We start from the raw sequence: 25,113 nt of genomic DNA, 5'->3' as shown, positions 1-25,113 counted from the left end.
AAATGGATTATTTTAATCTACTTCTATCCATGTACCCTCTTTTACACTTTTTTGAGCACAATCGATAATTTTCATGACGAGCAGAGCTTGTTCTGTCGTAACAGCCAGCGGTGCCTCGTTTCGGAGTGCTGTTGCGAGATCAAGATAATAGTTTTTGAAGCCGGATTCAAGGAAAGGACGTGCTTCGAGCGGTTGTTCCGGTCTGCCCCACGTGTATGTCTCTTGTTTCGTATCGACGTGATCGACGAAATAACTGGCTTTTGTTCCATGAACGGCAAGCGAAGGACCAGGAGCCGGCACAAGCGATCCGATGTGCAGGATGGCACGACGTGTTCCGAAGGTCAGGATCAGATGCGTGTAATCTTCCACCGGACCATCCGGACGTTGAATCGTCTGGTCACAAAAGACGCGGTCGGGTTGCTCGCCAAACAGCATCAAAGCTTGGTCGATTAAATGTGAGCCTAAATCGTAAAGCAGACCGGCACCCGGGACATTCTGTTCCCGCCAACGTGCCCGGACGGTCGGACGATACCGGTCATAGTGTGCTTCGAATGTCTGGACACGTCCGAGTTCACCGTCTTCGACCAGTTGGAGTAAGGTCCGGAAGTCTTTTGTATAACGGCGGTTATGGTAAACTGTCAGTAATCGATTTTGCTGACGCGCAAGATCCGCCAACTGTTCGGCTTCAGTCAGAGTGACGGTAAATGGCTTTTCGACCAAGACGTGACACCCTGCCAAGAGTGCCGTGTTGGCGAGGGGATAATGTTCGGCGTTTGGTGTGGCGATGACGACAAGATCAATCGTTTCTGACGCCAATAAGTCTTCGAGTGAAGAATAGACCGACACATCCGGATAACTTCCGGCAACGGCTTCCGGACGACTTGATTGGACGGCAACGAGCTGATAATCAGGAGCAGTGATGTACGGAGCATGCAGATGTTCGCCTGCAAGTCCAAAACCAATTAAAGCAGTACGAATCATGGAGGACACTTCCTTTTCGGTTAATACATTCAATCTATCATATGAGGTGAGCAAGATGATTACAGAACAACAAGTCATTGAAAAAATGCGACAGACGATGTCAAAAATTGAACAAACGACCGGCAAGATACAGAACGAGCACATTGCAGCCATGAAAGCGTATTGTGAGCTGCTGCTCGATCAACCAATGGTAGAATCGGCGACCCGTTCAGTTATAACTCCGGTAACGGAGAAAAAAACGCCGGAAGTTGATCCGATGCTTGCCCGATTCATGGGAGTTGCTCAGGAAAAAGAAGAAAAAGGACCATCTTTACTCGATTTCTGAGTAAATCAAATCGATTTTGGGAATAGAGTAGAAGGAAAAAAACAAGGGGGAACAAATCATGAAAACAGTTATCGTCATCGGAGCCGGGCCGGGAAATGGGGCCGAAATCAGCAAACGATTCGGAAAAGAAGGATTCCAGGTCGTCTGTGCCGCACGGACACAGGAAACACTGGCAGCCGTCATCACAGAACTGAAAGAACAAGGGATTGAAGCCGTTGGCGTTGAATGTGATGCGTCACGCCGCGCAGATCTCGAATCGCTTGTCGAATGGACAAAAGAACAATACGGACAAATTGATGTCCTTGTCTATAATGCGTCAATCCTGCATCAAGCGTCTGTACTTGAGGTATCGGCGGATCAGATTACGAAAGAATTTGAAATTGATGTCCTCGGAGCGTTGCATGCTGCCCAAATCGTTGCACCGGATATGGTGGCACGAAAAGACGGCGCTATTTTGATTACGGGTGGAGGAGCAGCATTGAATGCCATCAAATCCTTACCGGGTCTCTCAATCGGAAAAGCCGGTGTGCGTCAATTGACGCATATGCTGCATGATACGTTGAAAGACGACAATGTCTACGTCGGGACAGTGACGATTGCCGGTGAAGTCAAACGCGGAACGGCATTGGATCCGAAAAATGTTGCGGAAGCCTTCTATACGCTATATACGAATCGCACGGATGTCGAAAAGGTGCTCGAAGCAAAGTAACCGGGAATCAGCACAAGTAACATGAGATACGATTTAGACTGGAAAGCGTCGACGCGTCTGATGTCGGCGCCTTTTTGAATCCAATGAGAGGGGAAAACCTATGAGACGGGTGTTATCTCAACTGTTTTTAGTAATGACTATCCTATTTTTGAGCGGATGCGCACTGGATTCAGAACCGGGTGATCAACAGACAGGCATCACACAACCGGATAAAGAAAAGGTGACGGAAGCCACCGTTGAACGTGTCATTGACGGGGATACGGTGAAAGTCCGGCTACAAAACGGTCAAACGGAAGATGTCCGTTTTTTATTGGTCGATACACCGGAGACCGTAAATCCGGAAAAGCCGGTTCAACCGTATGGTCCGGAAGCCTCCCGTTTTACGAAAGAGGCATTACCGACAGGGAGCGACATCCTGCTTGAACGGGATCAGTCAAGGACAGACCGCTATGGGCGATGGCTTGCTTATGTCTGGTCAGACGGAAAGATGATTAATCAAGAGCTGTTGCGAAAGGGCTTGGCACGAGTCGCCTACATCTATGAGCCGGATACTCGGTATGTCGAGACATTTCAAGAAATTGAAGATGAAGCAAAAGGGAAACAGTTAGGAATCTGGCAGACGAAAGGATACGCGACCGATCGTGGATTCGATACTTCGGTCATAAATGGAATATCTGAGGAGTCAAGCGACTGTGCCAACATAAAAGGGAACATTAACCGCCAAGGGAAAAAAATCTATCACATTGAAGGCGGACGTTCGTACGACGAAGTGAACCCGGAAGAGATGTTTTGCAGTGAACAGGAAGCGAAAGAAGCCGGATTCGTCCGAGCGGCTAAGTAACAGAACATCAAACAGGTACCCCGATATCAAATCGAAGGTACCTGTTTGTGAATTCTTTAAATGATCATGGTTGTGTCGGTGGTTGGTAATGTTGAATTTTATCATCTTCATCAAATGAAATCGTAACATCGGTGATACCTTTTAAAATTCGGATTTGCAGTTCAAGCCGATCCTTGATATCGTCTGCCTGTGCAATCGTCAGGTCTGGATCCACTTCAATCTCAATTTCGACGTGGAAGTGGTCTCCTTCTTTGATGACTTCGAGTTTTTCGATATCACGGACTTCCGGATCGCGCATCAGGATTTCGCCGATTTTCGCCGTCAAGACTTCATCAATCTCACCAAGCGCACCGGCCGCGTTTTGGATGAAGACGTTGTACACGACATAAAACATCATTAATCCGATCAAAATTGAAGCGATTCCTTCTGCTTGATAAAACGACGTGTAATGCGAAATTAAGACTGCGATGATAGCGATGATACCACCGAGCGTCGCTACTAAATCTTCCATAAAGACGAGGCGTGTCGCAGGTTTTGCCTGCGACAAGTTCGCAAAACTTTGACCGACCAGCGTCAGACCCCGGGATTTTAAACCGGTCTCGTGGGCGATCTCAATCATCGCTTTATAGAAGACGCCGATTTCAAGGACCACACCGATCCCGAGAGCAGTCAAAATGATCCAAAGACCACTTGTCTTGTCGCCTGGAGCATGAAGGATATGCAAGATACCTTCACGAATCGTTTCGTAGGCAAGGATCGCGACGACGAGAATCGCTGCGAGCAGGACAAGGTTGACGAGGCGGCCGAAGCCGTTCGGAAACCGTTTGGTCGGTGCTTTTTTACTTAAAGCTGATCCGACGTACACGAAAAATTGGTTGGCTGCGTCACCAATCGTATGCATCATTTCCGCAAACATAGCGATGTTCCCGGTCAAGATGTAAGCAACGAATTTTATGATGGCAATAATGGTGTTAACGATGGCAGCAGCGAGAGCGGATTTATTTCCGCGCCTTAACAGCGTAAAAAAATTCGACATGAGGGTTCCTCCCTTTAGAGAGCAGAAACGCGGGGGTCACCCGCGTCCAGCTTGGAATGATGGATAAAGTGTCATGCCGCCGTCAGCAAACAAGGTAATACCTGTGACGTAACTTGATTCGTCTGAAGCAAGCCACGCGGCGACCGCTGAAATTTCTTCCGGTTTGCCGATGTTGCCCATTGGAATCATGCTTTCGACATCTGCCCGTTGTTTTGGATCCTCAAACTTCTCGGCGTTGATCGGTGTATTGATGGCACCGGGACCAATCGCATTGATACGGATGCCTTTTGGAGCGTATTCCATTGCGAGCGTCTGGGTCATCAGTTTGACGCCACCTTTACTTGCTGCATAGTGTACAAATGTCGGCCATGGAATGATTTCGTGAACACTCGACATGTTGATGATGTTTCCTTTGACGTTGTGTTCAACAAAGTATTTCAGTGCTTCACGGGCACCGAGGAAGGCACCGGTCAAGTTGACATCGATGACTTTCTGCCAGTCTTCGAGTGACATCTCATGCGATGGTGCCGGCATTTCGACACCGGCATTGTTGACGAAGACGTCCAGTTGTCCGAAATGCTCGACTGTTTCTTTGACGAGGTTGATCATATCGTCTTCTTTTGACACATCACCTTGAACGGTAATGGCTTCACCACCGGCTTGCTTGATGGCGTCTGCGATTTTAGTCGCTTCTTCCGGGTGGCTCCGGTAATTGATGACGACACGCATGCCCTCTTCCGCGTAACGGCGAATGATCGCTTCACCGATTCCCATCGAGCCACCTGTAACGATGGCGACTTTTCCTTTTAGACTGTTATACATAAAATCAATTCCTCCTTATTATTGTTTCGTGAATCCAATCATGATGCCACCAACGACGACTAAGATACAGCCGATGATAACAAACGTCATTTCTTTTTTTGTTTTTGCTTCTTTTAAAAGTACAACACCACCGATCGTCGAGATGACGACCCCGGTTTGTGATAATGAGAAGCTGGTCGCAACACCGACTTTAGCTGTTGCAAACAATAAGGCGATGTTCCCGACGGCCCACATCAGACCACCAATCGTATTGCCGGCTGTTTTCTTCGTGAACAGGTTGCCTTTACGAAGTGACAGCAGAAGGGCACTGATGACCATCCCGATTGCTTGCGGTAACACCGCTTCCCAACCGTTGATGTTGAACCAACGGGCGATGACGACATACCCGACATATCCGACCGTCGAGATCAACAGCAGGAGTAACCCTTTTCCGATGTTTTCATCCTGTTTGCTCTTATCTTCTTTATAGGAAGTAAAAGCAGCTCCGGCAACAATCAGGACGAGTGCACTGATACCGAGGATCAAAGCGGTCCGATTCGACCATTCACCGAAAGCGAGAACACCAAACAAAGAAGTTCCGACAAGTTGCATTCCGGTTGAGATTGGCATCGTCTTTGAGACACCCATCTGTTTGAAGGCTGCGAACTGATTCATTTGTCCGAGCGCCCAAAAAGCACCGGAGAAGAATCCAGCGATCCAAGCCGTTGTCGACAACTCAGGACTGACAAAAAAGAAGGTGATGATGGCGAAAATCAATGCACCAAGTGTCGTTCCGATAATTTGTTGCTCCGTCGAACCACCGATTTTAGAGACGACTAACGGAAGTGTCCCCCACATCAAGGCGGGTACGAGCGCAATTAAGATATCAATCAAGTGTTTCACCTCTTCTGGTTTTGTATCTATCTATTTGAAGATGTACCCGCAGAGCAGGCTTAAAAAACATATTGGATGGAAAGAATGTTATTTGAATATAAAAAAACGTCCTGTTGAAAGGACGTTGTGGCGGTTATTTAAACGGTTCATCGGCAATCCGGACAATCTGACGTCCGATGCGCCGGGCATTCCATAAAGCAATAATAGCAATGGTGAGCGATGCGCCCATTAAATCATAGTGGGCCAAGAAGTAACCGGTATAACTGACCGGTAAACTGACAATCCCGACGAGAGAGCTGGTCCACTGACGAATTTTCAATGATTCCATATTGGCAACCCGAGAAAACTTCTGTTGCTCAAACAGCCGCCATCTTGTTGGTTCACTTAAGGCATCATTGACGAGACGCGGAAAGGCGAGTAATCGTGCCCCGTAGGAGCCGGCAATCTGTAAGTAACGGTTTTGATTTTTTCCTTCGTCGTCGAGCCATCTCCGGACCATCGGTTTTGCAAGCTCCAGTAAATTGATTTTCGGTGATAAGATTTGCAGGATCCCAAGAATCGTTGAAGCGGCACGACCGAAAAACGCAAACTCGGCCGGCAGTTGAATCGGTTCGTTTCGAACTAATAATTCAATATCGGATAATACTTTTTCAATCAACTTCGTATCGACGTTCTCCATGTCACTTTCAAGATAGAAGGTGACCGCTTTTTCAATCGCTTGTCGAATGTTTTGTTTATTGGCATTTGGCAATAAAAAGCGTAAATCTTCGAGTCCGTCGACGATCGCATCATAATCGAGCGTAACAAACGACTGGAGAATGCGTTGAATGGCCCGCATATCATCAGCGGTCGTCGCCCCGATCATTCCGAAATCCAGCAAAACGATTCGACCGTCACTTTGAACGAGCACGTTGCCGGGATGAGGATCGGCATGGAATTTTCCGCCAAACAACAATTGTTCTCCGGCATTTAAAAACAAGTTACGGGCCAGTTCATCCCGATCGATGTTGTGCTTCGCCAAGAAATCGAGATCCGTGATCCGTGTCCCTTCAATCCATTCCATGACGAGGACACGATTGGTACAGTGCTCTTCAAAATAATCCGGGATATAGATGACAGGATTCGTCTCGTACATTTTCTTGAAGTACAGACCGTTTTTTAACTCTGTCCGGTAATTCAATTCATCTCCGATGACGAACACCATCTGACGGTACAGACTCTGTAAATCGGTTGATTTATTGAGGGACGTCCGGCGGAGCATCGCAATGACGAGGCGCATTGCCCGGAAATCGGTTTTGATGATTTGTTCGATATTCGGCCGTTGGACTTTAATGGCCACTTTGCGACCGTTTGATTTGAGGGTCGCACTGTAGACCTCACCAATCGAGGCAGAGGCAATCGGTCGGGGGGAAATATCATCGACGATGTCTTCGATCGTCGTTCCCCAGTCCTCTTCGATGATTTTACGGGATTCGCCGAGTTTGCTTGATGGGACCTTATCCACGAGCTCCGTCAGTTCCATTAAGACAGACGGAGGAAACAGGTCGGCCCGAATCGAGAGAAACTGTCCGAGTTTAATGAGAAGACCTTCGAGACGAAGGGCTTTTTTCTTATAGTCACGCGCAATCGTAATCATAATGCGCTCAAATTCTTCATTATTCGTACCGGGTCGGTTCTTCCGGGTGAATCGATAAATCGTCCAAATGTAACGAGCGAACATCGTTACAATGATGAAAATCCGATAAAGCGCCCAACGTTTCATACCTTCACCTAGCTTCCTCTACAGTTTGTTTCAGTATAGGTTACTTTACCTAAAAACGACACTTACAAACGGTCGAATCGGTGACAGAAAAAATAAGCTTGCCGGAATTGAAAAAGAGCGTATAGTAAGTATTGGAATTTCTATTGAGAAAGGTGAAATGTGCGTATGTCCTGGGACTTATTAAATATCATTGGAACGGTAGCATTTGCGATGAGTGGCGCAATTGTCGCGATGGAAGAAAAGTATGATTTGTTTGGCGTTTGGCTGCTCGCGTTAATCACGGCCTTTGGTGGCGGTGCCATCCGTAATCTCTTGATCGGAGTCCCGGTTTCTGCGCTTTGGTCGCAAGGCGGACTGTTTTTAATTGCGATTTTAGTCGCTTTGTTGATTTTCATTTTACCGCAGTTATTTTTACCACATTGGACACGATGGGGCGTTCTTGCTGATGCACTCGGTTTATCGGCATTTGCGATTCAAGGTGCGTTGATGGCTTCCGCCAAAGGATTGCCGTTATCGGCAACGATTTCTGCAGCCGTCTTGACGGGAGTCGGCGGTGGGGTCATCCGCGACTTACTCGCAGGACGTAAGCCGCTTGTTTTGCATAAAGAAATCTATGCGATGTGGGCCGTCATGGCGGCACTCGTCATCGACCGGTTTGAATTGACGAATCCGCTTCATTTGTTCACATTACTGGGACTGATTACGATTTTACGTATGCTATCCTATTATTATGAATGGAATTTACCAGCACGACGTTTAGGGGGAGAAAAAGAATGAAAATCTTAATCATGATTGGTGCGCTGTCGATGATGATGGCAGTGGCACTCGGGGCGTTTGGCGCTCACGCGTTAAAAGATATGTTGTCCGAGCGGATGCTCGCGAACTGGCAAACCGGTGTCCTTTATCAGATGGTTCACTCGCTTGGCATTTTGGCACTGGGCGGGATGTTATTAAAAGTGTCGATTTCACAATTTTCACTGGCCGGCTGGTTGATGCTCGCCGGGATCGTCTTCTTCTCCGGCAGCCTGTACGTGATGGCGTTGACAGGAGTGACGAAGCTGGGGGCGATTACACCAATTGGTGGTGTCCTGTTCATCGCGGCTTGGATTTTTGTCGCCATCGGGGCGTATAAAGGATTGTAACAGTAAGGATCTACTCGCTTCACGTGACTCGAACAGAGAAACGGATGAAGCGGATAGATCCTTTTTTGATAAACGCAAAAAAACCGGCAAACAGAACATCGTCTGTTCACCGGTACGATATAGAGCGATGGAAGCAAGTGCTTCAGCGCTTTGCAGGTTGTGTTTTATTTAGCTTCGATAATGCTTGCTCATAGCGATCCAGCACACGTTCCGCGACTGGTTTTAGCTCTTTTGAAAGCACAGCGAATTGCAATTCACGCGATCGGGTTGATCGGTTCATAGCATTCCCCATGGTAATTCCTCCTTCAGGTACAAATCTAACAGTTTTTGTGGCCGCAAAGAGTATATTCCCGTAGGGTTTTCCTATGAAACGTGATTTAGCAGATTAAAGTGCGAAATGTGCTTCGAGATCTGCTGACTCCAGACGGTTCCCGATGAAGAACTCACCGAATTCGCCATATTTCGCGCTGACTTCGTCAAACCGCATTTCATAGACGATTTTCTTGAACTGGAGAATATCGTTGGCGAAGAGCGTGACGCCCCATTCCCAATCGTCAAATCCGGTTGATCCGCCGATGATTTGTTGAATCTTGCCGGCATAGCTTCGACCGATCATCCCATGACGATACATCAGCTCTTTCCGTTTCTCCATCGAAAGCGTATACCAGTTATCGCCGTCGCGGCGTGATTTGCTCATCGGATAGAAACAGATATGCTTCGATTTTGGCAGGATCGGATAGAGACGGTCGCGGACATACGGATTTTCGTAGGGATTGCCTTCTCCTGAACCGCGGTACGTTCCAAGTTCGACAACGGACACATACGAATAAGTTGGAATCAAATAGTCGTATAAATCAAGTTTCTGCATTTTGACTTCGACGTCTTGAATGTCTTCCATCGTCGGACGAAGCACCATCAAGACGAGATCCGCTTTTTGACCGATGATTGTATAGAGGGCATGACTGCCTTCTTTTTGTTCTTCGACTTGTGCGAGTTCTCCCAAGAAAGCCTGAAATTCTTGCACCATCTTGCTCCGGACAGAAGCGTCGACTTGTTTCAAACGCGCCCAGTCAATTCGGCGGAAATCATGGAATGTATACCAGCCGTCGAGTGTTTCGGCAGCTTGTTGCGTAACGGTTGGTTCGGATGATTGATGTTGCATAAAAAAACCTCCTGAATCTGTAATAGTAAACGTGTTAATCCATGTTCAATCTTACCATATCTTTTTGTCTTCCCCGTAAGAAAACGGGTTCTATTTTAAGCCGGGACCGACATACAAAAATGGAAAGCGGGGTATGAGTTAAAAGGGTGTGATGAACCGGTTCGCTTTTTGTCTGTACTATATTGAAAAAAATACTGTAATAGTATTCAAAAAGTCAGTCGTAAGAATGAAAAACACACTTTTTTGCAAATTGTTTTAACAACGAAACAGAACTGTGTATAATGAACAATGGAATGGAATAACAACAGAAACCGACACTTATTCGCCACAAAAGGAGCTAATACCATGCAATTATTCGAAATGCTTGAGACAAAAGTCAAAGCCCATCAACCAACGATCGTTTTCCCTGAAGGAATCGATGCCCGTGTTCTTGGTGCAGCTGTACGTTTGAAAAAAGACGGTTTGGTCACACCAATCGTCATCGGACCACGTGCTCAAATCGAAGAGACAGCAGCAACGAATAACATCGACGTTGCGGATCTCGAAACGATTGATCCGGCTTCATATGAAGGAATCGAAGAATTGGTTGCCTCATTCGTCGAGCGTCGTAAAGGAAAAGCAACAGCCGAGCAAGCACGCGCGCTCATTCTTAAAGACGTCAACACGTTCGGTACGATGCTCGTTCATACGGGAAAAGCAGAAGGTCTTGTTTCAGGCGCGATGCACGCAACAGGTGATACGGTTCGTCCAGCACTTCAAATCATCAAAATGCAAGAGGGTTATAAAAAGACATCAGGTGTCTTTATTATGGTACGTGACGACGAGCAATATGTGTTCGCTGACTGTGCGATCAACATTGCACCGGACGCAAACGATTTAGCAGAAAACGCGATCGCTTCTGCGAAAACAGCAAAAACATTCGGTATTGATCCGAAAGTTGCTTTGCTCAGCTTCTCGACAAAAGGTTCAGCAAAATCACCGGAAACAGAACGTGTCGTCGAAGCGACACGTCTTGCAAAAGAACGGGCGCCAGAACTCGCAATCGACGGAGAATTACAATTTGATGCAGCATTCGTCCCGAGTGTCGCGAAATCAAAAGCACCGGAGTCGGATGTTGCCGGTCAAGCGAACGTCTTCATCTTCCCAAGCCTTGAGTCTGGAAACATCGGCTACAAAATCGCACAACGTCTCGGTGGTTTTGAAGCCATCGGACCAATCCTCCAAGGACTTAACAAACCGGTTAACGATCTCTCGCGCGGATGTAACGAAGAAGACGTCTACAAATTGGCAATCATTACGGCAGCACAAGCTGTTGAAGAACGCCAAGCATAAGCCATTTTCGAAAAAGACTTTACTTTTTCAGCGAACTCCGTAAAATGGAACACATCACGCATCAACGAATAAACGTATAGCAACGCTCGTATAATAGTGGGGATTGGCCCACGAGTCTCTACCGGATCGCCGTAACGATCCGACTACGGGTGGTGAGTTACTGCTCTCTTTTTAGCGTACAGTGGCTGCCCCCGGGTAGCGGCTGTGCGTTTTTTTTCGTTCAAAAAGGAGAAATCAGTTATGAAACGTTTGGAAGAAATGATTACACAAGAAGGATTAGTCTTATCGGATCAAGTTTTGAAAGTCGATTCCTTTTTAAACCACCAGGTCGATCCGACTTTAATGTGGGAAATTGCGTATGAGTTCATGGACCGGTTCAAAGATGCCGGAATTACACGGATTTTGACGATTGAAGCAGGCGGAATCGCACCCGCGATGATGACAGCTCTACGCCTTGGTGTCCCGATGGTCTATGCCCGGAAAACGAAGTCGTTGACCTTAAATGAAGGGACGATTTCAGCGGAAGTCTACTCCTTTACGAAACAACAGACGAGTACGATTACGGTCGCGGAAAAGTATTTGCAGGCGGGAGAACGTGTCTTGATTATCGATGATTTTCTGGCGAACGGCGAAGCGGCATTCGGTCTCGCGAAACTTGTCGAACAGGCAGGCGCGGAAGTGGCGGGCTTCGGAATCGTCATTGAAAAATCATTTCAACCGGGTCGTCAAAAGTTACTGGATGCCGGTTTCCGGGTCGAATCGTTGGCACGGATCAAAAAACTGGAAGCCGGACAAGCGACATTTGTTGATCAGGTGACGGTATGAAGACGTTATCGAACGTTAAGGCGGCGAGTCTGGGTTTGCAACACGTGTTGGCGATGTATACCGGAGCGGCGATCGTTCCGTTGATTGTCGGCAACGCGATTGGTTTGTCCGGAGAAGAATTGGCCTATTTGGTTGCGATTGATTTATTTATGTGTGGCGTAGCGACACTGTTGCAGGTTTTTGTGACGAAATATACCGGTGTTGGTTTACCGGTCGTCCTCGGTTGTACGTTCACTGCGGTCGGACCGATGATAGCGATTGGGAGTCTGCAGGGCATTACAGCGATTTACGGTGCTTTGATTGCCAGCGGATTGATTATTTTAGTGATTTCCGGTATCTTCAGTCGGATTGCTGTCTTGTTCCCGCCGGTCGTCCTCGGATCAGTCGTCACGATTATCGGGATCTCGTTGATTCCAGCTGCGATCAATGATATTGGTGGTGGACAAGGAGCAAAAGACTTTGGGGACATACGTTATTTAGGACTCGCCGCGTTAACGATTGTCCTGATTTTGATCTTCAACCGTTATGGAACAGTTTTTTCGAAAGCGGCTGCTGTTTTGATTGCCGTCTTGATCAGCACGTTGATTGCATTCGGTATGGGCATGATTGATTTTAGTCCGGTTGCTGAGGCATCATGGTTCCAGATGGTGACACCGTTTTACTTTGGTGTACCGACGTTCAATGTGACGGCTATCTTGACGATGACGTTGGTCGGGCTTGTTTCAATGGTCGAGTCGACGGGTGTTTTCTTGACGCTTGGGGAAATTACCGATAAGAAGTTGACGGATAAAGATTTGGCACGGGGTTACCGCGCGGAAGGGGCAGCGACGATCATCGGTGGGATTTTCAATAGTTTCCCGTATACGACGTACAGTCAAAACGTTGGTCTCGTTCAATTGACGGGTGTCAAAACACGAAAAGTCATCGTCTTTGCCGGTCTGTTTTTAATTGTGCTTGGCTTCTTACCAAAAGTTGCGACGTTCACGACATTGATTCCGAAACCGGTTCTTGGCGGAGCGATGCTCGTCATGTTCGGAACGGTCGCGGCGAGCGGCATTCGGATTTTATCCCGCGTTGATTTTTCTAAAAATGATCATGTAATCACCGTTGCCTTAGCGCTTGGCGTTGGGCTCGGCATCAGCATGAATCCTGCCATTGTCGCGTCATTACCGGAACAGGTACGGGTTTTAACCGACAGCCCGATTGTCGCCGGATCGTTAACAGCATTGTTATTAAACGGGCTATTCCGTCTGACGAACAAAAAGACGTATACGGAAAAATCGCGTCTCGCCAAAGTTGAATAAGATTTGTAACTTCTAAGAGGGGAGCAGTCCGCTATACTATTTCGTATAGACGGTTGCTCCTTTCATGTTACGTTACATAAATCAGAATATTTCGAGTATCTGTGTTTGAACAAAAATATCACGTGAAAACGTTTACAAAACGGACACAATTTCATTATACTGACAACGTAGCGGTTAGGGGAACTGCTAGGAAACAAACAGAGACGGGAAGGACGTCGTACAGATGAAACAACAGACAGAACTGAATCGGGGATTGGAAGAACGTCACATTACATTGATGTCGCTGGGGGCGGCAATTGGTGTCGGGTTGTTCTTGGGATCGGCCAAGGCGATTCAATTGGCAGGTCCGGGAATACTGATCGGCTACTTAATCGGTGGTCTTATTATCTTCATCATCATGCGAGCACTTGGGGAGCTTGCAGTCCGGGAACCGGTATCCGGCAGTTTTGCCGAGTACGCCCGGAAATATGTCAGTCCGTTAGCCGGATTCCTGACAGGATGGAATTATTGGTTGCTCTGGATTTTTACATGTATGGCGGAAATTACGGCAGTCGGGATTTATATGCAAGAATGGTTCCCGAACTCGCCGACCTGGATGTGGGCACTTGGTGCGCTCATCTTAATGACGAGCATCAATTTCATTGCCGTTAAATTTTATGGGGAATTTGAATTTTGGTTTGCGTTGATTAAAATCGTCGCCATCGTCGCAATGATCATTCTTGGTATGCTAACTATTATCATCGGCTTCGGGAACGACGGTACACCGGTCGGGATTTCAAACCTCTGGTCGAATGGTGGATTCTTACCAAACGGCTTTGGTGGTGTCTTGCTTGCGATGCAAATGGTCATGTTTGCGTTCTTAGGAATTGAAGTGATTGGGGTCACAGCAGGGGAAGCAAAAAATCCGAAGAAAACGATTCGTAAGGCGGTCAACAACGTCTTCTTGCGGATTCTCGTGTTCTATATCGGAGCATTGTTCGTCATTCTGTCGATTTATCCATGGAATCAAGTCGGTCAGAATAACAGTAGTCCGTTTGTATTATTGTTTGAATCACTTGGTATTCCGGCAGCGGCCGGTATCATCAACTTTGTCGTTTTAACGGCAGCACTATCGTCATGTAACTCCGGGATTTTCTCGACGGCCCGGATGATGATGAACTTGTCGCAAAACCAGGAAGCGCCGAAACGCTTCGCAAAAATTTCGAAAAATGGTGTACCGGCACTGGCGACGATTCTTTCGGGCGTCGCGTTGTTAGTCGGCGTGGCCTTGAACTACTTCTTGCCGGAAGATGTGTTTGCGATCGTCACGAGTATCGCGACATTCGGAGCCGTCTGGACATGGGCGATGATCTTGATTGCTCAAATGCGGGCACGAAAAGTGCATGGTACGGCTGAATTCGCTGTTCCGTTTTTCCCGATTGCGAATTATATTGCATTGGCCGCTCTCGCAGGTGTCATCGTCTTGATGGCGTTTGATGCGGGTACGCGGATCGCACTTATCGTTGGACCACTCTGGTACGTGATTTTGATTGCCGTCTATTATGCACGGGGAATGCATAAACAAAAGCGTCAACCACTCGATCAAGCGTCTGGGGAATAATAAAAGGAGAGATCAGCCGCGGCTGGTCTCTTTTGTTCTGTTTCAGCGTCAGTTTTGCTACACTGAATGAAGATGAAATTAGAGGAGGAACTACTATGAAAACGATCCATGTCGATGAGTTACAAGAAAAGCTTGAAGCTGGTGAGGCTTTACACGTTGTGGATGTCCGGGAACAAGACGAATACGATGCTGGTCATATTCCGAATGTCCGCTTTCTGCCGATGTCTGAGATGGGAGAACGATATACAGAGCTGCAGGAAGGTGAAACATATTACCTGATTTGTAAAGCGGGTGGACGAAGCGAGAATGTCGGACGATTCCTTGAACAGTATGGGTATGACGTCGTCAATGTCGAAGGCGGCATGATGAACTGGCAAGGTGATCAAGAAGCGTAAAAGCTTTGATTGCAATGAAGTAAAAGTGAAATTTATTCAAAAGGCCTTTATTTTTGGTGTGTGTTGTTGCCGAAAGATAAAGGCTTTTCGCATTATTTTTAGAAAAAATGGATTTTAATTTATTCTAAAAACATATTTTCAATGAAATTTCAATTATAATAACGTAATATAAAAGTAAATAATATCCAAAAATAGGGTAATTGAATAAGATACATATAAGCTTAATCAGCAGATGATATATGAAAATCTCAATTTTAAAAATAAGGAGAATCTAATGAGGAAAACATTGTATCTTGTACTTATATCCATACTCACAGTAATTGGCGGAGGTATCCTGTATTACGTATACGAGTATCTGAAACCTGTACCGTACAGCATTTCTCAAGACAGTATTGAAAACCCGGACTTTATGAAAAAACAAAAAGCTGCTTTATATTTTTCGACGACATCGGATCAAGATGTAGGAGGGGATGGCCTCGGATTAACAGTCTTTATAGACCGTAACAATCAGGCGAAATCATTTACTTCTAAAGGATTGGAACTAAATAATTTAGCGGTTTCTCCACAAAAGGATCTTTTGCTTGTCGATTCAGAAAAAATGAGGTTAATCGGTTCTTCCTACAAGGAATTTAATTTAAAAAAGTCACAATACATGGGAGAACAGGCAGGCTACATTCGAAAAGACAAGTTATTTTTCTCTCTGTTCAACACGGGTTTCAATGAGGATGACAAGTACAGCTATACCATAAATTTTGGTGATAAGGCTGGATTTAAAGAAAAAAGTATCCCGTTTTATATCAACGCAACAGGGATTGAGCAGGACCGCCTGCTGTTGTTGTCCACCAAAAACATTCAAGAAGAAAATTCACCGATGATGATTCAAGAAGTGACGTTTCCTTCGGGAAAAATGAAGCTGAACACTAAGACAAAGCTTGAAGTTGAAGGTAAAAATGAAATAGAAGCATTCTCGTCTATTATGAGCGATGCAGACTACTATTATGTCATTTTAAAAGTTACTGAGTTGGATCATGAAGAGAAAAGCAAACTGGTCATGCAACGCATCGACAAGAACTCGTTTGAGCAAAAAACATTTTTGATGTACGCCTATCAAAAGGAAGAAGACCTGACAGCCTTGATTCCGTACAACATAAAACATTCCTCCCATCTGTACAAAGGGATAGTGTATTACATTGATGGACGTGGAAGCGTCATGACGTTTAATACGAAAACGACTGACATCAAAACAAGTTTCCAATTAGAAGAAGCTAACCCGAAAGGAAAGCGACACCATAAAGAGAACTTTTTTGATGGTAACTTTTTATACACGCTGCAGTATGATCAAAAAAGTAAGGATAAATATTTGATTGAAACATATGCTTTATCGAGCGGTAAGAAGACCGAAGAAAGTAAAATAAAAGGATTGTCCGAGATACTGGAATCCAATCAGGCACGTCATGTCTTTTCATATGATTTCCTCATGTTTGATTGAGAGAGGGCAATTCAACGCCTATTCAAATGTTTAACTTACATTGAATAATTTAAAATAAACGTACGATTGATAAGTCCACTGAAGAAAGCGCCTTCTAAAAAAGGAATTTTCTTCTCTTTTTATTTCCTGTGAAAAAACCTACATTTTAGCCGATATAAAGGATAGAACAACGAGTACGTACTCGGGAACAGGAGATCGCTATGAAAGAAAAGAAAAAACGCACGTTAAGCATCAAACAGAAATTGATTATCACTTCTATGCTCTTATTATTGATTCCTTCTCTATTGATTGGCTTTGTTTCTTACAACCAATCAAAACAAAAAATTACAAATGAAATCTTGAAGTCCGCTCACGCGGGTGTCGACCGGATGAATGATGAAGTCATGAATATCGTCGATCCGATGCGACGCGATGTCGCCTTTTTTGCGGACCGGATTGACGGAACACTTTATCAATCAGGGAAACAGAACCTCGACTTAAAAGAAAAAATGACTGAATACTTAGATACCCATCCACAAGCCGCAAACATTTATTATGCGACAGCGAAGGGAGAAATGACGATTTATCCGGAGCAGTCGATGCCGGAAGACTATGATCCACGGGAACGTCCGTGGTACCAGGCAGCAGAAGACGCAGGTGGAAAAGTAGTCATCACAGACCCGTATGTGGATGCAGCATCAGGCAAAATGATGGTGACGTTATCGCAGACGGGCGGAAACGGACGAGGTGTCGTCGCAGTTGACGTCGATGTCGACCGGATCGCGGAGATTGCGAAAAAGATCAAAATCGGAAAAGAAGGATATGTGACAATTTTAGACCGGAATAAAAATTTCGTAACCCATCCGACGCTGAAAGCAGGTGAAACCGCTTCAGGAAACTGGGTGAAACCACTTTTCTCAGGAAAAGAAGGACGTTTCTCTTATATGTTTGAGGATGAAAATAAACAAATGGACTTTATGACCAATAGCTTGACCGGTTGGAAAGTCGCCGGGACATTGTACGATCATGAAATTACGGATGAGACGGCAAGTATTTTGTGGACAACACTCGGTGTCATTGCCGCAACATGCGTGTTGGCAGCGATTCTCTTGTTCTTCATTTTACGTTCCATCATCAGTCCGTTGAGCCGTTTGACAAAGAGTGCTGAACGGATTCAAGAAGGTGATTTGACGGAAGAGGTTGTTGTCGAGTCAAATGATGAAATTGGGAAAGTGGCTGAAAGCTTTAACACCATGATTCTGTCATTACGCGGTATCATCTCAAATCTCGATCAATCAATCGGGCAAGTCGCCGCCTCTTCAGAAGAATTAATGGCAAATGCTGCACAAACAACGGCAGCATCTGAACAAATTGCCGGTTCGATTCAAGAGATGGCAGCAGGCGCCGGTCAATCGAAACGTCAATTGGATGGCAATGCCGTATCGCTTCAAGCCATCACGTCAGGTGTCATGCGGATTGCCGAGAGCTCAACGAATGTCTCGGAACTCTCTCGTGCGACTGCTTCAGAGGCAGAAGACGGCACCGCAGCTGTTACTAAAAATGTTGAGCAGATGAAAGCAATCGATGCATCAGTCGAGAATTTTGGTGGAGTGATCCAGTCTCTTGCGCATCGTTCAAATGAAATTGGGAAGATTGTTGATGTCATCAATGGCATTGCCACACAGACGAATTTACTCGCGTTAAATGCAGCGATCGAAGCGGCGCGAGCAGGTGAAAACGGAAAAGGATTTGCGGTCGTTGCCAGTGAGGTGCGTAAGCTTGCTGAACAATCGCAGGAATCGACGAAACAAATCTCGCATTTGATTCAAAATATCAAACAGGAAACGGAACGTTCCGTCACTTTGATGAAAGAAGTATCACATCATACGAAGGCGGGACTCGAAACAACGGAGGACTCGGCTGTCCGATTTAAACAAATTATGTTGCGGACACAAGAAATGACACCGCGAATCGAGGATGTCACAGCGACAGTTGAAGAAATCGCGGCCAACGTACAAGAGGTTTCAGCGTCAGCAACAGAAATCGCTCATATTGCAGATGAAAATTCTGCTGCATCAGAGCGTGTCGCAGCGACAACGGAAGAACAACTTGTTTCAATGGAAGATATCTCGCAATCGGCCAAGACTTTATCGGATATGGCAGAAGAGTTACACGTTCTGGTTTCACGTTTTAAAGTCTGATTCATTAACGACCGTCACGCTGCGTGACGGTCGTTTTTGTGTCTGAAGTGCTATGAAACCGGACTGTGATTTCATCGATTTTTGCTTGAATCGGAAGGTAATCGGGAAAATATAAACATAGACCAGTATTCCTCATCAGGAGGTGTTGATGATGGCACGACAGACGAAGTTAACAGAGTGGCAACAAGCGGGTTTGATTGATGCAGAGACGGTTGAGCGAATCAAAGACTATGAGGGCCACCGTCAAAAAAAGAAACGCGTTCCGTTATTGTTGATTGTCGGTCTGACATTTGTTGGACTGGCCTTACTCAGCTTTTTGGCTGCCAACTGGCAGGCGATTCCGGTCCTCATTAAAATAGGCTTAGTCTTAGTCATCATGGTCGGTTGCTATGTCTTGGCTGATGTATCAGAACGACGCACGATTTGGAATCCCGTCGCTTTTCGGATTCTTGGAATCATCGCCTTTGCCGGAGCGCTCATCGTCACCGTTCAAAGCTTCCATATGTCCATGCAAGGTTCCTTCATCGGTTGGGCAGTCTTTCTCGCTGCACTTGCCCACTTCTTTACGTGGCGCCATCCGGCCTATGCTATTCTCGCCTTCCTCTCAGGGTTGAATATCTTTACCGGAGTGGGCGGATTCGGAAGTGAGCACGCCACGTTTCTCGACTGGACATCGATTGTTTTCGTCGTGATGGTTTCGCTGGCATGGTTCTATTTCAGTCAGTCTTTCCCGTCACTCATTCTCAGTTGGCTGTTCCTCTATCTAGCAGGACTTGAATTATTTGCCTTGATTTCTTACGACGGTGTTTTGTGGCCGATTTGGACTCTATTCGCCCTTGTACCGCTGTTGCTCGTCGTCAAACAGGATCAGGACCGTCACTTTTTATACCGTCTTTATTTGATTGTCGGCGCCATCAATTCCCTGATTTATTTAACAGTTCGTGCGGAAATAACAGATTCTGTCATTCCTTTAGGAGAAGCAGTCGCATTGGCTGTTTTTGGTCTTGCGATCGGTTATTTGATGTATCACAAATTTCGCCCGCTTCTTTGGATTTTGCCGCTCTGTTTGTTCGGATTCCTTTGGTTTGACGAACAAGCCATCTTGATTGCTGCGCTCGTCGAGATCATTGCCTTTGTCTATTTGATTGAGCAAGAGCGCCAAGGTCGTCGCCTTACGATTCCATTCATCTATTTCATTGCGGTTCAACTGACAATCTATTTCATCTATGCCTGGGATCGCCTAGATATGTCGTTATTCTTCCTTGTCGGTGCACTGCTCGTCTTCTTGATTGCCGGTGTCTTGTGGTGGATTCGAAAACGTCGTGAAGGAGGGATTCCGTCATGAAGCGATATCTGTTTCCAGTTCTGCAAATCATTGTTGTCCTCGGTGTGATCCTCAGTTTTTATTCCATTTCCTGGTTCGGTGACAGCTATCGTTTTCGGGCAGAACCGTATGACCCGTTCAGCCCGGTTTACGGCGAATATGTCATGTTGCAGTATCCTGACTTGAAGCCGGCGGATTCCGTCAAAAAAGGAGTGGTCTACGTTACATTTACTGAGGATTCTGATGGTTATGCCAAGATCGACCGCATCTCGAATGAACGCTTTTTCGGGTCTGTTACGGGAGATTATTACGATCAGTACGTGACGATTCCCCAGCTGACCCAGTACTATGTCGAACAAGGCACCGGTAAAGGATATGAGGATGCAAAAAAACTGGAAGTCAAAGCCGATGTTTCGCCTTGGGGAACAGTCCGGGCGACTGAATTGTTGGTTCGAAAGTAGTTGAATGAACTCAGAAAAACAACAAAAACCGTTTGGAACCATCACCTTTAAACGTGATGATCCAAGCGGTTTTATGATTACGCCGATTTTTTAACTTTTTCCCAACGCGGTGAATGGAGCAACTCAATCCATTTCCGGACAGCAGAGATTGTGATGACAATCGCGAGTATCCCCATCGTGACGGAAAGAACCGTATTGAGGATGCTGAAGCCGGCAGATGCCGGATTGGCATAGACGTTTGCCACCATCCAGATGTCGGCGAACGTCACCGTCACGAGCAAGTAGACGAGCGGAATGAATGTCGTTAAGGCATACACCTTTTTGTCGGCAATCTTCAGGATAATCGTCGTTCCGATGATTAAGCCGATCGAAGCCATCAATTGATTCGAGACACCGAACAATGCCCAAATCGAACCGATATCTCCGGAAAACAGCAGATACCCCCAGAAGAACGTTCCAAGGGCGCTTGCAAAAATCGCACCGGGAATCCAGTCCACCCGTTTCAACGGTTTGTAGAATTCACCGAAGAAGTCTTGAATCAAGTAACGGGCAACCCGTGTTCCGGCATCAATCGCCGTTAAGATGAAGACGGCTTCGAACAGAATCACGAATTGGAAGAAGAAGCCGGCAATTTCCCGGAACCATGGAATCGCTCGGAAGATGAACGTCATCCCGACGGCGAGTGAAACAGCGCCACCGGTCCGTCCGGCAAGATCAAGGCCGATTTCCCGCGACAATTCATCAAGGTAGACCGTACTCATACCAAGTGTCGCGAACACTTCAGGTGTCGAGTTGATGGCGAAGTAATCACCGACTTCGAGCGACGTCGCGGCAATCAACGCCATGACGGCGACAAGACACTCGACGAGCATGGCGCCAAAGGCAACCGGTTTGATATCGCTCCAACGATTGATCATCTTAGGTGTCGTACCGGAACCGACAAAGGCATGGAATCCTGAAATCGCACCACACGCGATCGTGATCGAGATGAACGGCCAGACGGGACCGGCGATGATTGGACCACCACCATCCACGAATTTCGTGAAAGCCGGGAAGCGGATATCCGGGTTGATGATAAAGACCCCGATGATCAAAGCAAGGAAAACCCCGATCTTCATGAAACTCGATAAGTAATCCCGTGGAGCGAGCAACAGCCAAACCGGCAAAGCAGCAGCAAAGAAAGCATAGATCGGTAAAGCGATTGCCAGTTGGCGGGAAGATAAATCAAACCAATTGCCGATGAACGTATCTGTCAGTTGCGGACCAAAACCGATTGCCGCAAGAATCAGTAAAAAGCCAACGATTGATGCGAAAACGAGATTCCCGCCTTTACGTAAGTAGATTCCGACACCCATTGCAATCGGAATAGTGGAGAAGACAGCGAACGTTCCCCATGGGTTATGCTCAAGGGCATGCAGGACCACCATGGATAGTCCGGCCATTGTAATCGTGATGATGAAGAGCATCGCAAGGCCAGCGCAAAAACCGGCGACCGGTCCCAGTTCTTTTTTAGCGACTTCCGATAACGATTGACCGTCTTGACGCATCGAAGCGAACAGGACGACCATATCGTGAACGGCACCACCGATGACGGCTCCAATCAAGAGCCAAAGCAAACCAGGTAAGTAGCCGAACTGAGCAGCGAGGACAGGACCGACGAGCGGACCGGCCGCTGCAATCGCTGCGAAATGGTGACCAAACGATACCCATTTATTCGTCGGTACATAATCTTTTCCATCCGCAAATTTATGGGCCGGCGTTTCCCGGTCCTCTTTGATTTTTAGGACCTTAACGGCCATGAACGTGCCGTAAAGACGATAGACGATTAATAAAATACAAATGACGGCAATAACAATCGGGGTAGCACTCATTCGTTAGACCTCCTCGTAAATTGGTATAAGGAAAGTGTATGCTAAATGAAAACGCTTTCTTTTGTTTTGAGGACAAGTGGTTGTTTTTGAAGGATGACACGTTGGAAAGGGGCGATGAACGGAAAAAAAGGAAGCACTCAGATCCCGAGTGCTTCCTTTAAGATTTTGACATACGTCCGACTGACCGGAACATCAATTTGTTGGATTTTAATCGTATAGGCACCGTTGAACCAAGGTTCGATTGCTTCGATAGCAGCCAGATTGACGAGGTAGGAACGGTGGACCCGAAGGAAACGGTGATCAGATAATTTTCGCTCCAGTTCCTGTAACGTATCGTTCGAAGGATAGGATTCGGAACGGGTCACAATTTTCGTTTTACCGTTTTCCGCTACGATGTAATCGACCTCTCGCGGGGAGAGCAGTTTTAACTGATCCCCGGATTCGACGGCCAATCGTTCAATCCGCGGTGTTTTAAGCACCGGTTTCCGCATAATTTTTTCAATGGCCCGGACAATCCGTGACGGATCATACGGTTTTAAGATGTAATCATACGCATTCAGTTCGAAGGCTTCGAGTGCGTGGGCATCATAAGCCGTAACGAATAAAATCGCAGGCGGATGCGGCATCGATTGTAATCGTTTCGCGACGTCCAGACCACTTCCGTCAGTCAGTTCGACATCTAAAAAAACGAGATCCGGCTGTAATGTCCGAACGAATTGCTCGGCTTCACCGACGTGTCCGGTCTCGGCGATGACTTCGAGTCCAGCTCGGACGACATGATAACGCAGTTCGTCGCGGGCGAGCGGTTCATCTTCAATTAAGATTGTGCGCATGCGGCGCCTCCTTTCCCGTTTCAATCGGCAGATGGATGGTAATGCTTGTACCTTCTCCAGGTTGACTGGTCAATCGGAAAGAACCATTTTCGGCATACAGGCTTTTAATTCGTTCCGCTGTATTGAAAAGAGCGGTTCCGGTACCACTGGATTCAATGACTTCCCGGCCGAGGCGTGCGAGCCGCTCCTCTTCAATCCCCTGTCCATTATCGACGACTTCCAACACCAATTGATCCGCGGTCAACCAGACCGTGACGCCGACGTATCCGGTCTGCCCGGGACGGAACGCATGCTGGAAGGCATTTTCGATTAACGGTTGGAGAACAAAGGGGGGAACGAGTAGTTGTTCCGTGCCTTCCTCTAAATCAATATCAACGAACGGGCGGCTGGGGAACCGGGCAGCTTCAAGCGAGATATAAGCTTCGATATGTTCCAGTTCCTTTTGCAACGGAATTTTCGTCGACCGGGCGCCCTGCAGATTACTGCGGAAGAAGGTCGACAGTTCCAGTAACAAGCTCCGTGCCTGTTCGACATCCGTCCGGCAGGAAGCATAAATTGTATTGATGGCATTAAACAAGAAGTGTGGGTGGATTTGTGCTTCAAGGGCGCGGATTTCCGCATCCTTCAGCAACCCTGCCTGTCGCTCCGCATTACCGAGTGCGAGTTGCGTCGAAAATAATTTCGCTAACCCTTCAATCAGTTCGACTTCGACCGCGTCCAGTACATCAGGGTGCGGATAATAGACTTTCAGTGTTCCGACGGTTGTTCCGCCGATTGTCAACGGAGCAATGATCCCGGCTTGAAGCGGACAATCTGATTTCGGACAGCCGATGTCATCGCGGTCAGTGACAAGCCGGAGTTGTCCGTCCATCAAGACATGTTCGGTTGGACGTGTCGTCCATTGACCACCCGCTTGATGATGGTCGCTGCCGACGCCAAGATGCGCCAGAATGACGGATTGATCGGTCAAGGAGACCGCGTCGGCACGCGTTTGTTGCAACAGGATGTCCGCGACGGCTTCGGCCGTTTGGATATTCAAGCCGCGTGTTAAGTACGGTAACGTCAAGTCGGCGATATGCAGCGAGCGCTCCGCTTCCCGTGCCCGGACATGTTCTTCCTCCCGCGCCGCCAATCGAATGATCGACAGGAACAGCCAGACACCAAGCACATTGACAATCGTCATCGGGATGAAGATGAACTGGACGAGTTCGATCGCAACCGGAAAGGGATTAGACAACAAAAGAATCAGTGACATTTCAAAGATCATTAAAAATCCGGTTAAACAAATCGGGAGCAGCGCACGGCTCCCCAAGCGATCACGCCAATAAGCGCGTAAGCACCCGCTGACACCACCCGCGATTACGGTCGCGAGGGCACAGGCGAAGGCGGTGAAACCACCGAGTGTATACCGGTGGATTCCGACGAGCAGTCCCGTAATCGTGCCGCCGACGGGACCGGCAAGCAAGCCGCTGATGACGACAATCATCGTCCGTGTATTTGCGATGGCAGACGTTCCGTTTACTTCATCAAGCCAGGTATGCGGTAAAAACTTGGCCAAATCGACTTTGACACCGGTGTAGTTGCTGAGTATGCCGTATGTAGCGAAAAATAAAATCAGTAAGCCGAATTGCCAACCGGCTTCCGGTTGTTTCAGCACACGACGTGTTGGTCCCCACTGGGCGAGAATAAACGCTAAAATGATCATGATTCCGAGTCGTTCCAGTAAAAAGGGTATGAGTTCAAACATGACATCCCTCCATTCGTCCTAAGTGTAAACGTTACCGAAAAGGAGAACAACGAAAAAAAACTCCAGCCGACCCGAAGATCGTTTGGAGTTCCATTGCCG

At 46.9% G+C, this 25,113-nt stretch carries 24 protein-coding genes and 1 riboswitch; of the genes, 14 read left to right on the top strand and 10 right to left on the bottom strand.

The window, feature by feature from the left end; genetic code table 11:
- Positions 1 to 12 precede the first annotated feature (12 nt).
- The gene (locus ACHA8N_RS04520; RefSeq protein ID WP_393964880.1) at positions 13 to 981 is read right to left on the bottom strand and encodes a Gfo/Idh/MocA family oxidoreductase; all 969 of its coding nucleotides are present in this window, start codon (positions 979 to 981) and stop codon (positions 13 to 15) included.
- Positions 982 to 1,036: 55 nt separating this feature from the next.
- Between ACHA8N_RS04520 and ACHA8N_RS04515 the strand changes: the two genes are divergently transcribed.
- The 3 genes from ACHA8N_RS04515 (at position 1,037) to ACHA8N_RS04505 (ending at position 2,856) form a co-directional block, all read left to right on the top strand.
- Positions 1,037 to 1,306, top strand: coding sequence for a DUF5327 family protein (locus tag ACHA8N_RS04515; RefSeq protein WP_393964879.1), 270 nt, complete (start codon positions 1,037 to 1,039; stop codon positions 1,304 to 1,306).
- A gap of 58 nt (positions 1,307 to 1,364) precedes the next feature.
- The gene (locus ACHA8N_RS04510) at positions 1,365 to 2,015 is read left to right on the top strand and encodes an SDR family NAD(P)-dependent oxidoreductase (RefSeq protein WP_393964878.1); all 651 of its coding nucleotides are present in this window, start codon (positions 1,365 to 1,367) and stop codon (positions 2,013 to 2,015) included.
- 100 nt (positions 2,016 to 2,115) lie between these two features.
- Complete coding sequence (locus ACHA8N_RS04505; RefSeq protein WP_393964877.1) at positions 2,116 to 2,856, top strand: thermonuclease family protein; 741 nt, start codon at positions 2,116 to 2,118, stop codon at positions 2,854 to 2,856.
- Between the two features lie 64 nt (positions 2,857 to 2,920).
- On the opposite strand, the gene ACHA8N_RS04500 is transcribed toward ACHA8N_RS04505, so the two are convergent.
- The 4 genes from ACHA8N_RS04500 to ACHA8N_RS04485 form a co-directional block, all read right to left on the bottom strand.
- On the bottom strand, positions 2,921 to 3,892 hold the full coding sequence (locus ACHA8N_RS04500) for a cation diffusion facilitator family transporter (protein ID WP_393964876.1): 972 nt from the start codon (positions 3,890 to 3,892) through the stop codon (positions 2,921 to 2,923).
- A 36-nt stretch (positions 3,893 to 3,928) separates the two neighbouring features.
- Positions 3,929 to 4,714: a glucose 1-dehydrogenase gene (locus ACHA8N_RS04495; protein ID WP_147511563.1), complete on the bottom strand. Its 786-nt coding sequence runs from the start codon at positions 4,712 to 4,714 to the stop codon at positions 3,929 to 3,931.
- 18 nt (positions 4,715 to 4,732) lie between these two features.
- On the bottom strand, positions 4,733 to 5,584 hold the full coding sequence (locus ACHA8N_RS04490) for a GRP family sugar transporter (protein ID WP_393964891.1): 852 nt from the start codon (positions 5,582 to 5,584) through the stop codon (positions 4,733 to 4,735).
- Positions 5,585 to 5,720: 136 nt separating this feature from the next.
- The gene (locus ACHA8N_RS04485) at positions 5,721 to 7,349 is read right to left on the bottom strand and encodes an ABC1 kinase family protein (protein ID WP_393964875.1); all 1,629 of its coding nucleotides are present in this window, start codon (positions 7,347 to 7,349) and stop codon (positions 5,721 to 5,723) included.
- Positions 7,350 to 7,514: 165 nt separating this feature from the next.
- Between ACHA8N_RS04485 and ACHA8N_RS04480 the strand changes: the two genes are divergently transcribed.
- Together ACHA8N_RS04480 and ACHA8N_RS04475 are read left to right on the top strand one after the other, a co-directional pair.
- Positions 7,515 to 8,126: a trimeric intracellular cation channel family protein gene (locus tag ACHA8N_RS04480; protein WP_114597173.1), complete on the top strand. Its 612-nt coding sequence runs from the start codon at positions 7,515 to 7,517 to the stop codon at positions 8,124 to 8,126.
- Positions 8,123 to 8,491: a DUF423 domain-containing protein gene (locus tag ACHA8N_RS04475; protein WP_026830583.1), complete on the top strand. Its 369-nt coding sequence runs from the start codon at positions 8,123 to 8,125 to the stop codon at positions 8,489 to 8,491. Before ACHA8N_RS04480 ends, ACHA8N_RS04475 begins: the two co-directional genes overlap by 4 nt.
- 142 nt (positions 8,492 to 8,633) lie before the next feature.
- Here the strand turns inward: ACHA8N_RS04475 and ACHA8N_RS04470 are convergent, their stop codons facing one another.
- Positions 8,634 to 8,783: a hypothetical protein gene (locus ACHA8N_RS04470; protein ID WP_012369127.1), complete on the bottom strand. Its 150-nt coding sequence runs from the start codon at positions 8,781 to 8,783 to the stop codon at positions 8,634 to 8,636.
- Between the two features lie 93 nt (positions 8,784 to 8,876).
- Positions 8,877 to 9,653: a hydrogen peroxide-dependent heme synthase gene (gene hemQ / locus ACHA8N_RS04465; RefSeq protein WP_393964874.1), complete on the bottom strand. Its 777-nt coding sequence runs from the start codon at positions 9,651 to 9,653 to the stop codon at positions 8,877 to 8,879.
- A 345-nt stretch (positions 9,654 to 9,998) separates the two neighbouring features.
- Between hemQ and pta the strand changes: the two genes are divergently transcribed.
- The 9 genes from pta to ACHA8N_RS04420 all read left to right on the top strand — a co-directional run bounded on the left by pta (position 9,999) and on the right by ACHA8N_RS04420 (position 20,563).
- Positions 9,999 to 10,985 (top strand): phosphate acetyltransferase, encoded by a 987-nt coding sequence (pta, locus tag ACHA8N_RS04460; RefSeq protein WP_147511567.1) that lies wholly within the window; start codon positions 9,999 to 10,001, stop codon positions 10,983 to 10,985.
- Between the two features lie 66 nt (positions 10,986 to 11,051).
- A riboswitch (purine riboswitch) is annotated at positions 11,052 to 11,151 on the top strand.
- Positions 11,152 to 11,225: 74 nt separating this feature from the next.
- The gene (locus tag ACHA8N_RS04455) at positions 11,226 to 11,810 is read left to right on the top strand and encodes a xanthine phosphoribosyltransferase (RefSeq protein WP_147511568.1); all 585 of its coding nucleotides are present in this window, start codon (positions 11,226 to 11,228) and stop codon (positions 11,808 to 11,810) included.
- The gene (locus ACHA8N_RS04450) at positions 11,807 to 13,114 is read left to right on the top strand and encodes a nucleobase:cation symporter-2 family protein (protein WP_147511569.1); all 1,308 of its coding nucleotides are present in this window, start codon (positions 11,807 to 11,809) and stop codon (positions 13,112 to 13,114) included. Before ACHA8N_RS04455 ends, ACHA8N_RS04450 begins: the two co-directional genes overlap by 4 nt.
- A gap of 223 nt (positions 13,115 to 13,337) precedes the next feature.
- Positions 13,338 to 14,714, top strand: a complete 1,377-nt coding sequence (locus tag ACHA8N_RS04445) for an amino acid permease (protein ID WP_393964873.1) — start codon at positions 13,338 to 13,340, stop codon at positions 14,712 to 14,714.
- Positions 14,715 to 14,809: 95 nt separating this feature from the next.
- Positions 14,810 to 15,109 (top strand): rhodanese-like domain-containing protein, encoded by a 300-nt coding sequence (locus ACHA8N_RS04440; RefSeq protein ID WP_393964872.1) that lies wholly within the window; start codon positions 14,810 to 14,812, stop codon positions 15,107 to 15,109.
- A 286-nt stretch (positions 15,110 to 15,395) separates the two neighbouring features.
- Positions 15,396 to 16,598: a hypothetical protein gene (locus ACHA8N_RS04435; protein ID WP_393964871.1), complete on the top strand. Its 1,203-nt coding sequence runs from the start codon at positions 15,396 to 15,398 to the stop codon at positions 16,596 to 16,598.
- Between the two features lie 200 nt (positions 16,599 to 16,798).
- On the top strand, positions 16,799 to 18,778 hold the full coding sequence (locus ACHA8N_RS04430) for a methyl-accepting chemotaxis protein (protein ID WP_147511573.1): 1,980 nt from the start codon (positions 16,799 to 16,801) through the stop codon (positions 18,776 to 18,778).
- A 151-nt stretch (positions 18,779 to 18,929) separates the two neighbouring features.
- Positions 18,930 to 20,123, top strand: coding sequence for a DUF2157 domain-containing protein (locus tag ACHA8N_RS04425; RefSeq protein WP_393964870.1), 1,194 nt, complete (start codon positions 18,930 to 18,932; stop codon positions 20,121 to 20,123).
- Positions 20,120 to 20,563 (top strand): GDYXXLXY domain-containing protein, encoded by a 444-nt coding sequence (locus tag ACHA8N_RS04420; RefSeq protein ID WP_393964869.1) that lies wholly within the window; start codon positions 20,120 to 20,122, stop codon positions 20,561 to 20,563. The genes ACHA8N_RS04425 and ACHA8N_RS04420 overlap by 4 nt, the downstream gene beginning before the upstream one ends.
- A 77-nt stretch (positions 20,564 to 20,640) precedes the next feature.
- Here the strand turns inward: ACHA8N_RS04420 and ACHA8N_RS04415 are convergent, their stop codons facing one another.
- The 3 genes from ACHA8N_RS04415 to ACHA8N_RS04405 form a co-directional block, all read right to left on the bottom strand.
- Complete coding sequence (locus ACHA8N_RS04415; protein WP_393964868.1) at positions 20,641 to 22,434, bottom strand: carbon starvation CstA family protein; 1,794 nt, start codon at positions 22,432 to 22,434, stop codon at positions 20,641 to 20,643.
- Between the two features lie 137 nt (positions 22,435 to 22,571).
- Positions 22,572 to 23,267 carry a LytR/AlgR family response regulator transcription factor gene (locus ACHA8N_RS04410; protein ID WP_393964867.1) on the bottom strand — a complete coding sequence of 232 codons (696 nt, stop codon included), beginning with the start codon at positions 23,265 to 23,267 and terminating at the stop codon, positions 22,572 to 22,574.
- Positions 23,248 to 25,014, bottom strand: a complete 1,767-nt coding sequence (locus ACHA8N_RS04405) for a LytS/YhcK type 5TM receptor domain-containing protein (protein ID WP_393964866.1) — start codon at positions 25,012 to 25,014, stop codon at positions 23,248 to 23,250. Before ACHA8N_RS04405 ends, ACHA8N_RS04410 begins: the two co-directional genes overlap by 20 nt.
- Positions 25,015 to 25,113: the final 99 nt, after the last annotated feature.

The organism is Exiguobacterium sp. S22-S28 (assembly GCF_043359615.1).
Lineage (GTDB): Bacteria > Bacillota > Bacilli > Exiguobacteriales > Exiguobacteriaceae > Exiguobacterium_A.
The sequence above is the reverse complement of the archived record's forward strand: the minus strand, read 5'-3'. Positions and strand labels throughout refer to the sequence as shown.

Excerpts from the sequence above, each read along its gene's own strand:
- ACHA8N_RS04495 (WP_147511563.1), bottom strand. The coding sequence starts at position 4,714 with ATGTATAACAGTCTAAAAGGAAAAGTCGCCATCGTTACAGGTGGCTCG.
- ACHA8N_RS04505 (WP_393964877.1), top strand. The coding sequence starts at position 2,116 with ATGAGACGGGTGTTATCTCAACTGTTTTTAGTAATGACTATCCTATTT.
- ACHA8N_RS04415 (WP_393964868.1), bottom strand. The coding sequence starts at position 22,434 with ATGAGTGCTACCCCGATTGTTATTGCCGTCATTTGTATTTTATTAATC.
- ACHA8N_RS04475 (WP_026830583.1), top strand. The coding sequence starts at position 8,123 with ATGAAAATCTTAATCATGATTGGTGCGCTGTCGATGATGATGGCAGTG.
- ACHA8N_RS04515 (WP_393964879.1), top strand. The coding sequence starts at position 1,037 with ATGATTACAGAACAACAAGTCATTGAAAAAATGCGACAGACGATGTCA.
- ACHA8N_RS04500 (WP_393964876.1), bottom strand. The coding sequence starts at position 3,892 with ATGTCGAATTTTTTTACGCTGTTAAGGCGCGGAAATAAATCCGCTCTC.
- ACHA8N_RS04470 (WP_012369127.1), bottom strand. The coding sequence starts at position 8,783 with ATGGGGAATGCTATGAACCGATCAACCCGATCGCGTGAATTGCAATTC.
- ACHA8N_RS04430 (WP_147511573.1), top strand. The coding sequence starts at position 16,799 with ATGAAAGAAAAGAAAAAACGCACGTTAAGCATCAAACAGAAATTGATT.
- ACHA8N_RS04450 (WP_147511569.1), top strand. The coding sequence starts at position 11,807 with ATGAAGACGTTATCGAACGTTAAGGCGGCGAGTCTGGGTTTGCAACAC.
- ACHA8N_RS04420 (WP_393964869.1), top strand. The coding sequence starts at position 20,120 with ATGAAGCGATATCTGTTTCCAGTTCTGCAAATCATTGTTGTCCTCGGT.
- ACHA8N_RS04480 (WP_114597173.1), top strand. The coding sequence starts at position 7,515 with ATGTCCTGGGACTTATTAAATATCATTGGAACGGTAGCATTTGCGATG.
- ACHA8N_RS04425 (WP_393964870.1), top strand. The coding sequence starts at position 18,930 with ATGGCACGACAGACGAAGTTAACAGAGTGGCAACAAGCGGGTTTGATT.
- hemQ (WP_393964874.1), bottom strand. The coding sequence starts at position 9,653 with ATGCAACATCAATCATCCGAACCAACCGTTACGCAACAAGCTGCCGAA.
- ACHA8N_RS04445 (WP_393964873.1), top strand. The coding sequence starts at position 13,338 with ATGAAACAACAGACAGAACTGAATCGGGGATTGGAAGAACGTCACATT.
- ACHA8N_RS04455 (WP_147511568.1), top strand. The coding sequence starts at position 11,226 with ATGAAACGTTTGGAAGAAATGATTACACAAGAAGGATTAGTCTTATCG.
- ACHA8N_RS04410 (WP_393964867.1), bottom strand. The coding sequence starts at position 23,267 with ATGCGCACAATCTTAATTGAAGATGAACCGCTCGCCCGCGACGAACTG.
- ACHA8N_RS04440 (WP_393964872.1), top strand. The coding sequence starts at position 14,810 with ATGAAAACGATCCATGTCGATGAGTTACAAGAAAAGCTTGAAGCTGGT.
- ACHA8N_RS04510 (WP_393964878.1), top strand. The coding sequence starts at position 1,365 with ATGAAAACAGTTATCGTCATCGGAGCCGGGCCGGGAAATGGGGCCGAA.
- ACHA8N_RS04520 (WP_393964880.1), bottom strand. The coding sequence starts at position 981 with ATGATTCGTACTGCTTTAATTGGTTTTGGACTTGCAGGCGAACATCTG.
- ACHA8N_RS04485 (WP_393964875.1), bottom strand. The coding sequence starts at position 7,349 with ATGAAACGTTGGGCGCTTTATCGGATTTTCATCATTGTAACGATGTTC.
- pta (WP_147511567.1), top strand. The coding sequence starts at position 9,999 with ATGCAATTATTCGAAATGCTTGAGACAAAAGTCAAAGCCCATCAACCA.
- ACHA8N_RS04405 (WP_393964866.1), bottom strand. The coding sequence starts at position 25,014 with ATGTTTGAACTCATACCCTTTTTACTGGAACGACTCGGAATCATGATC.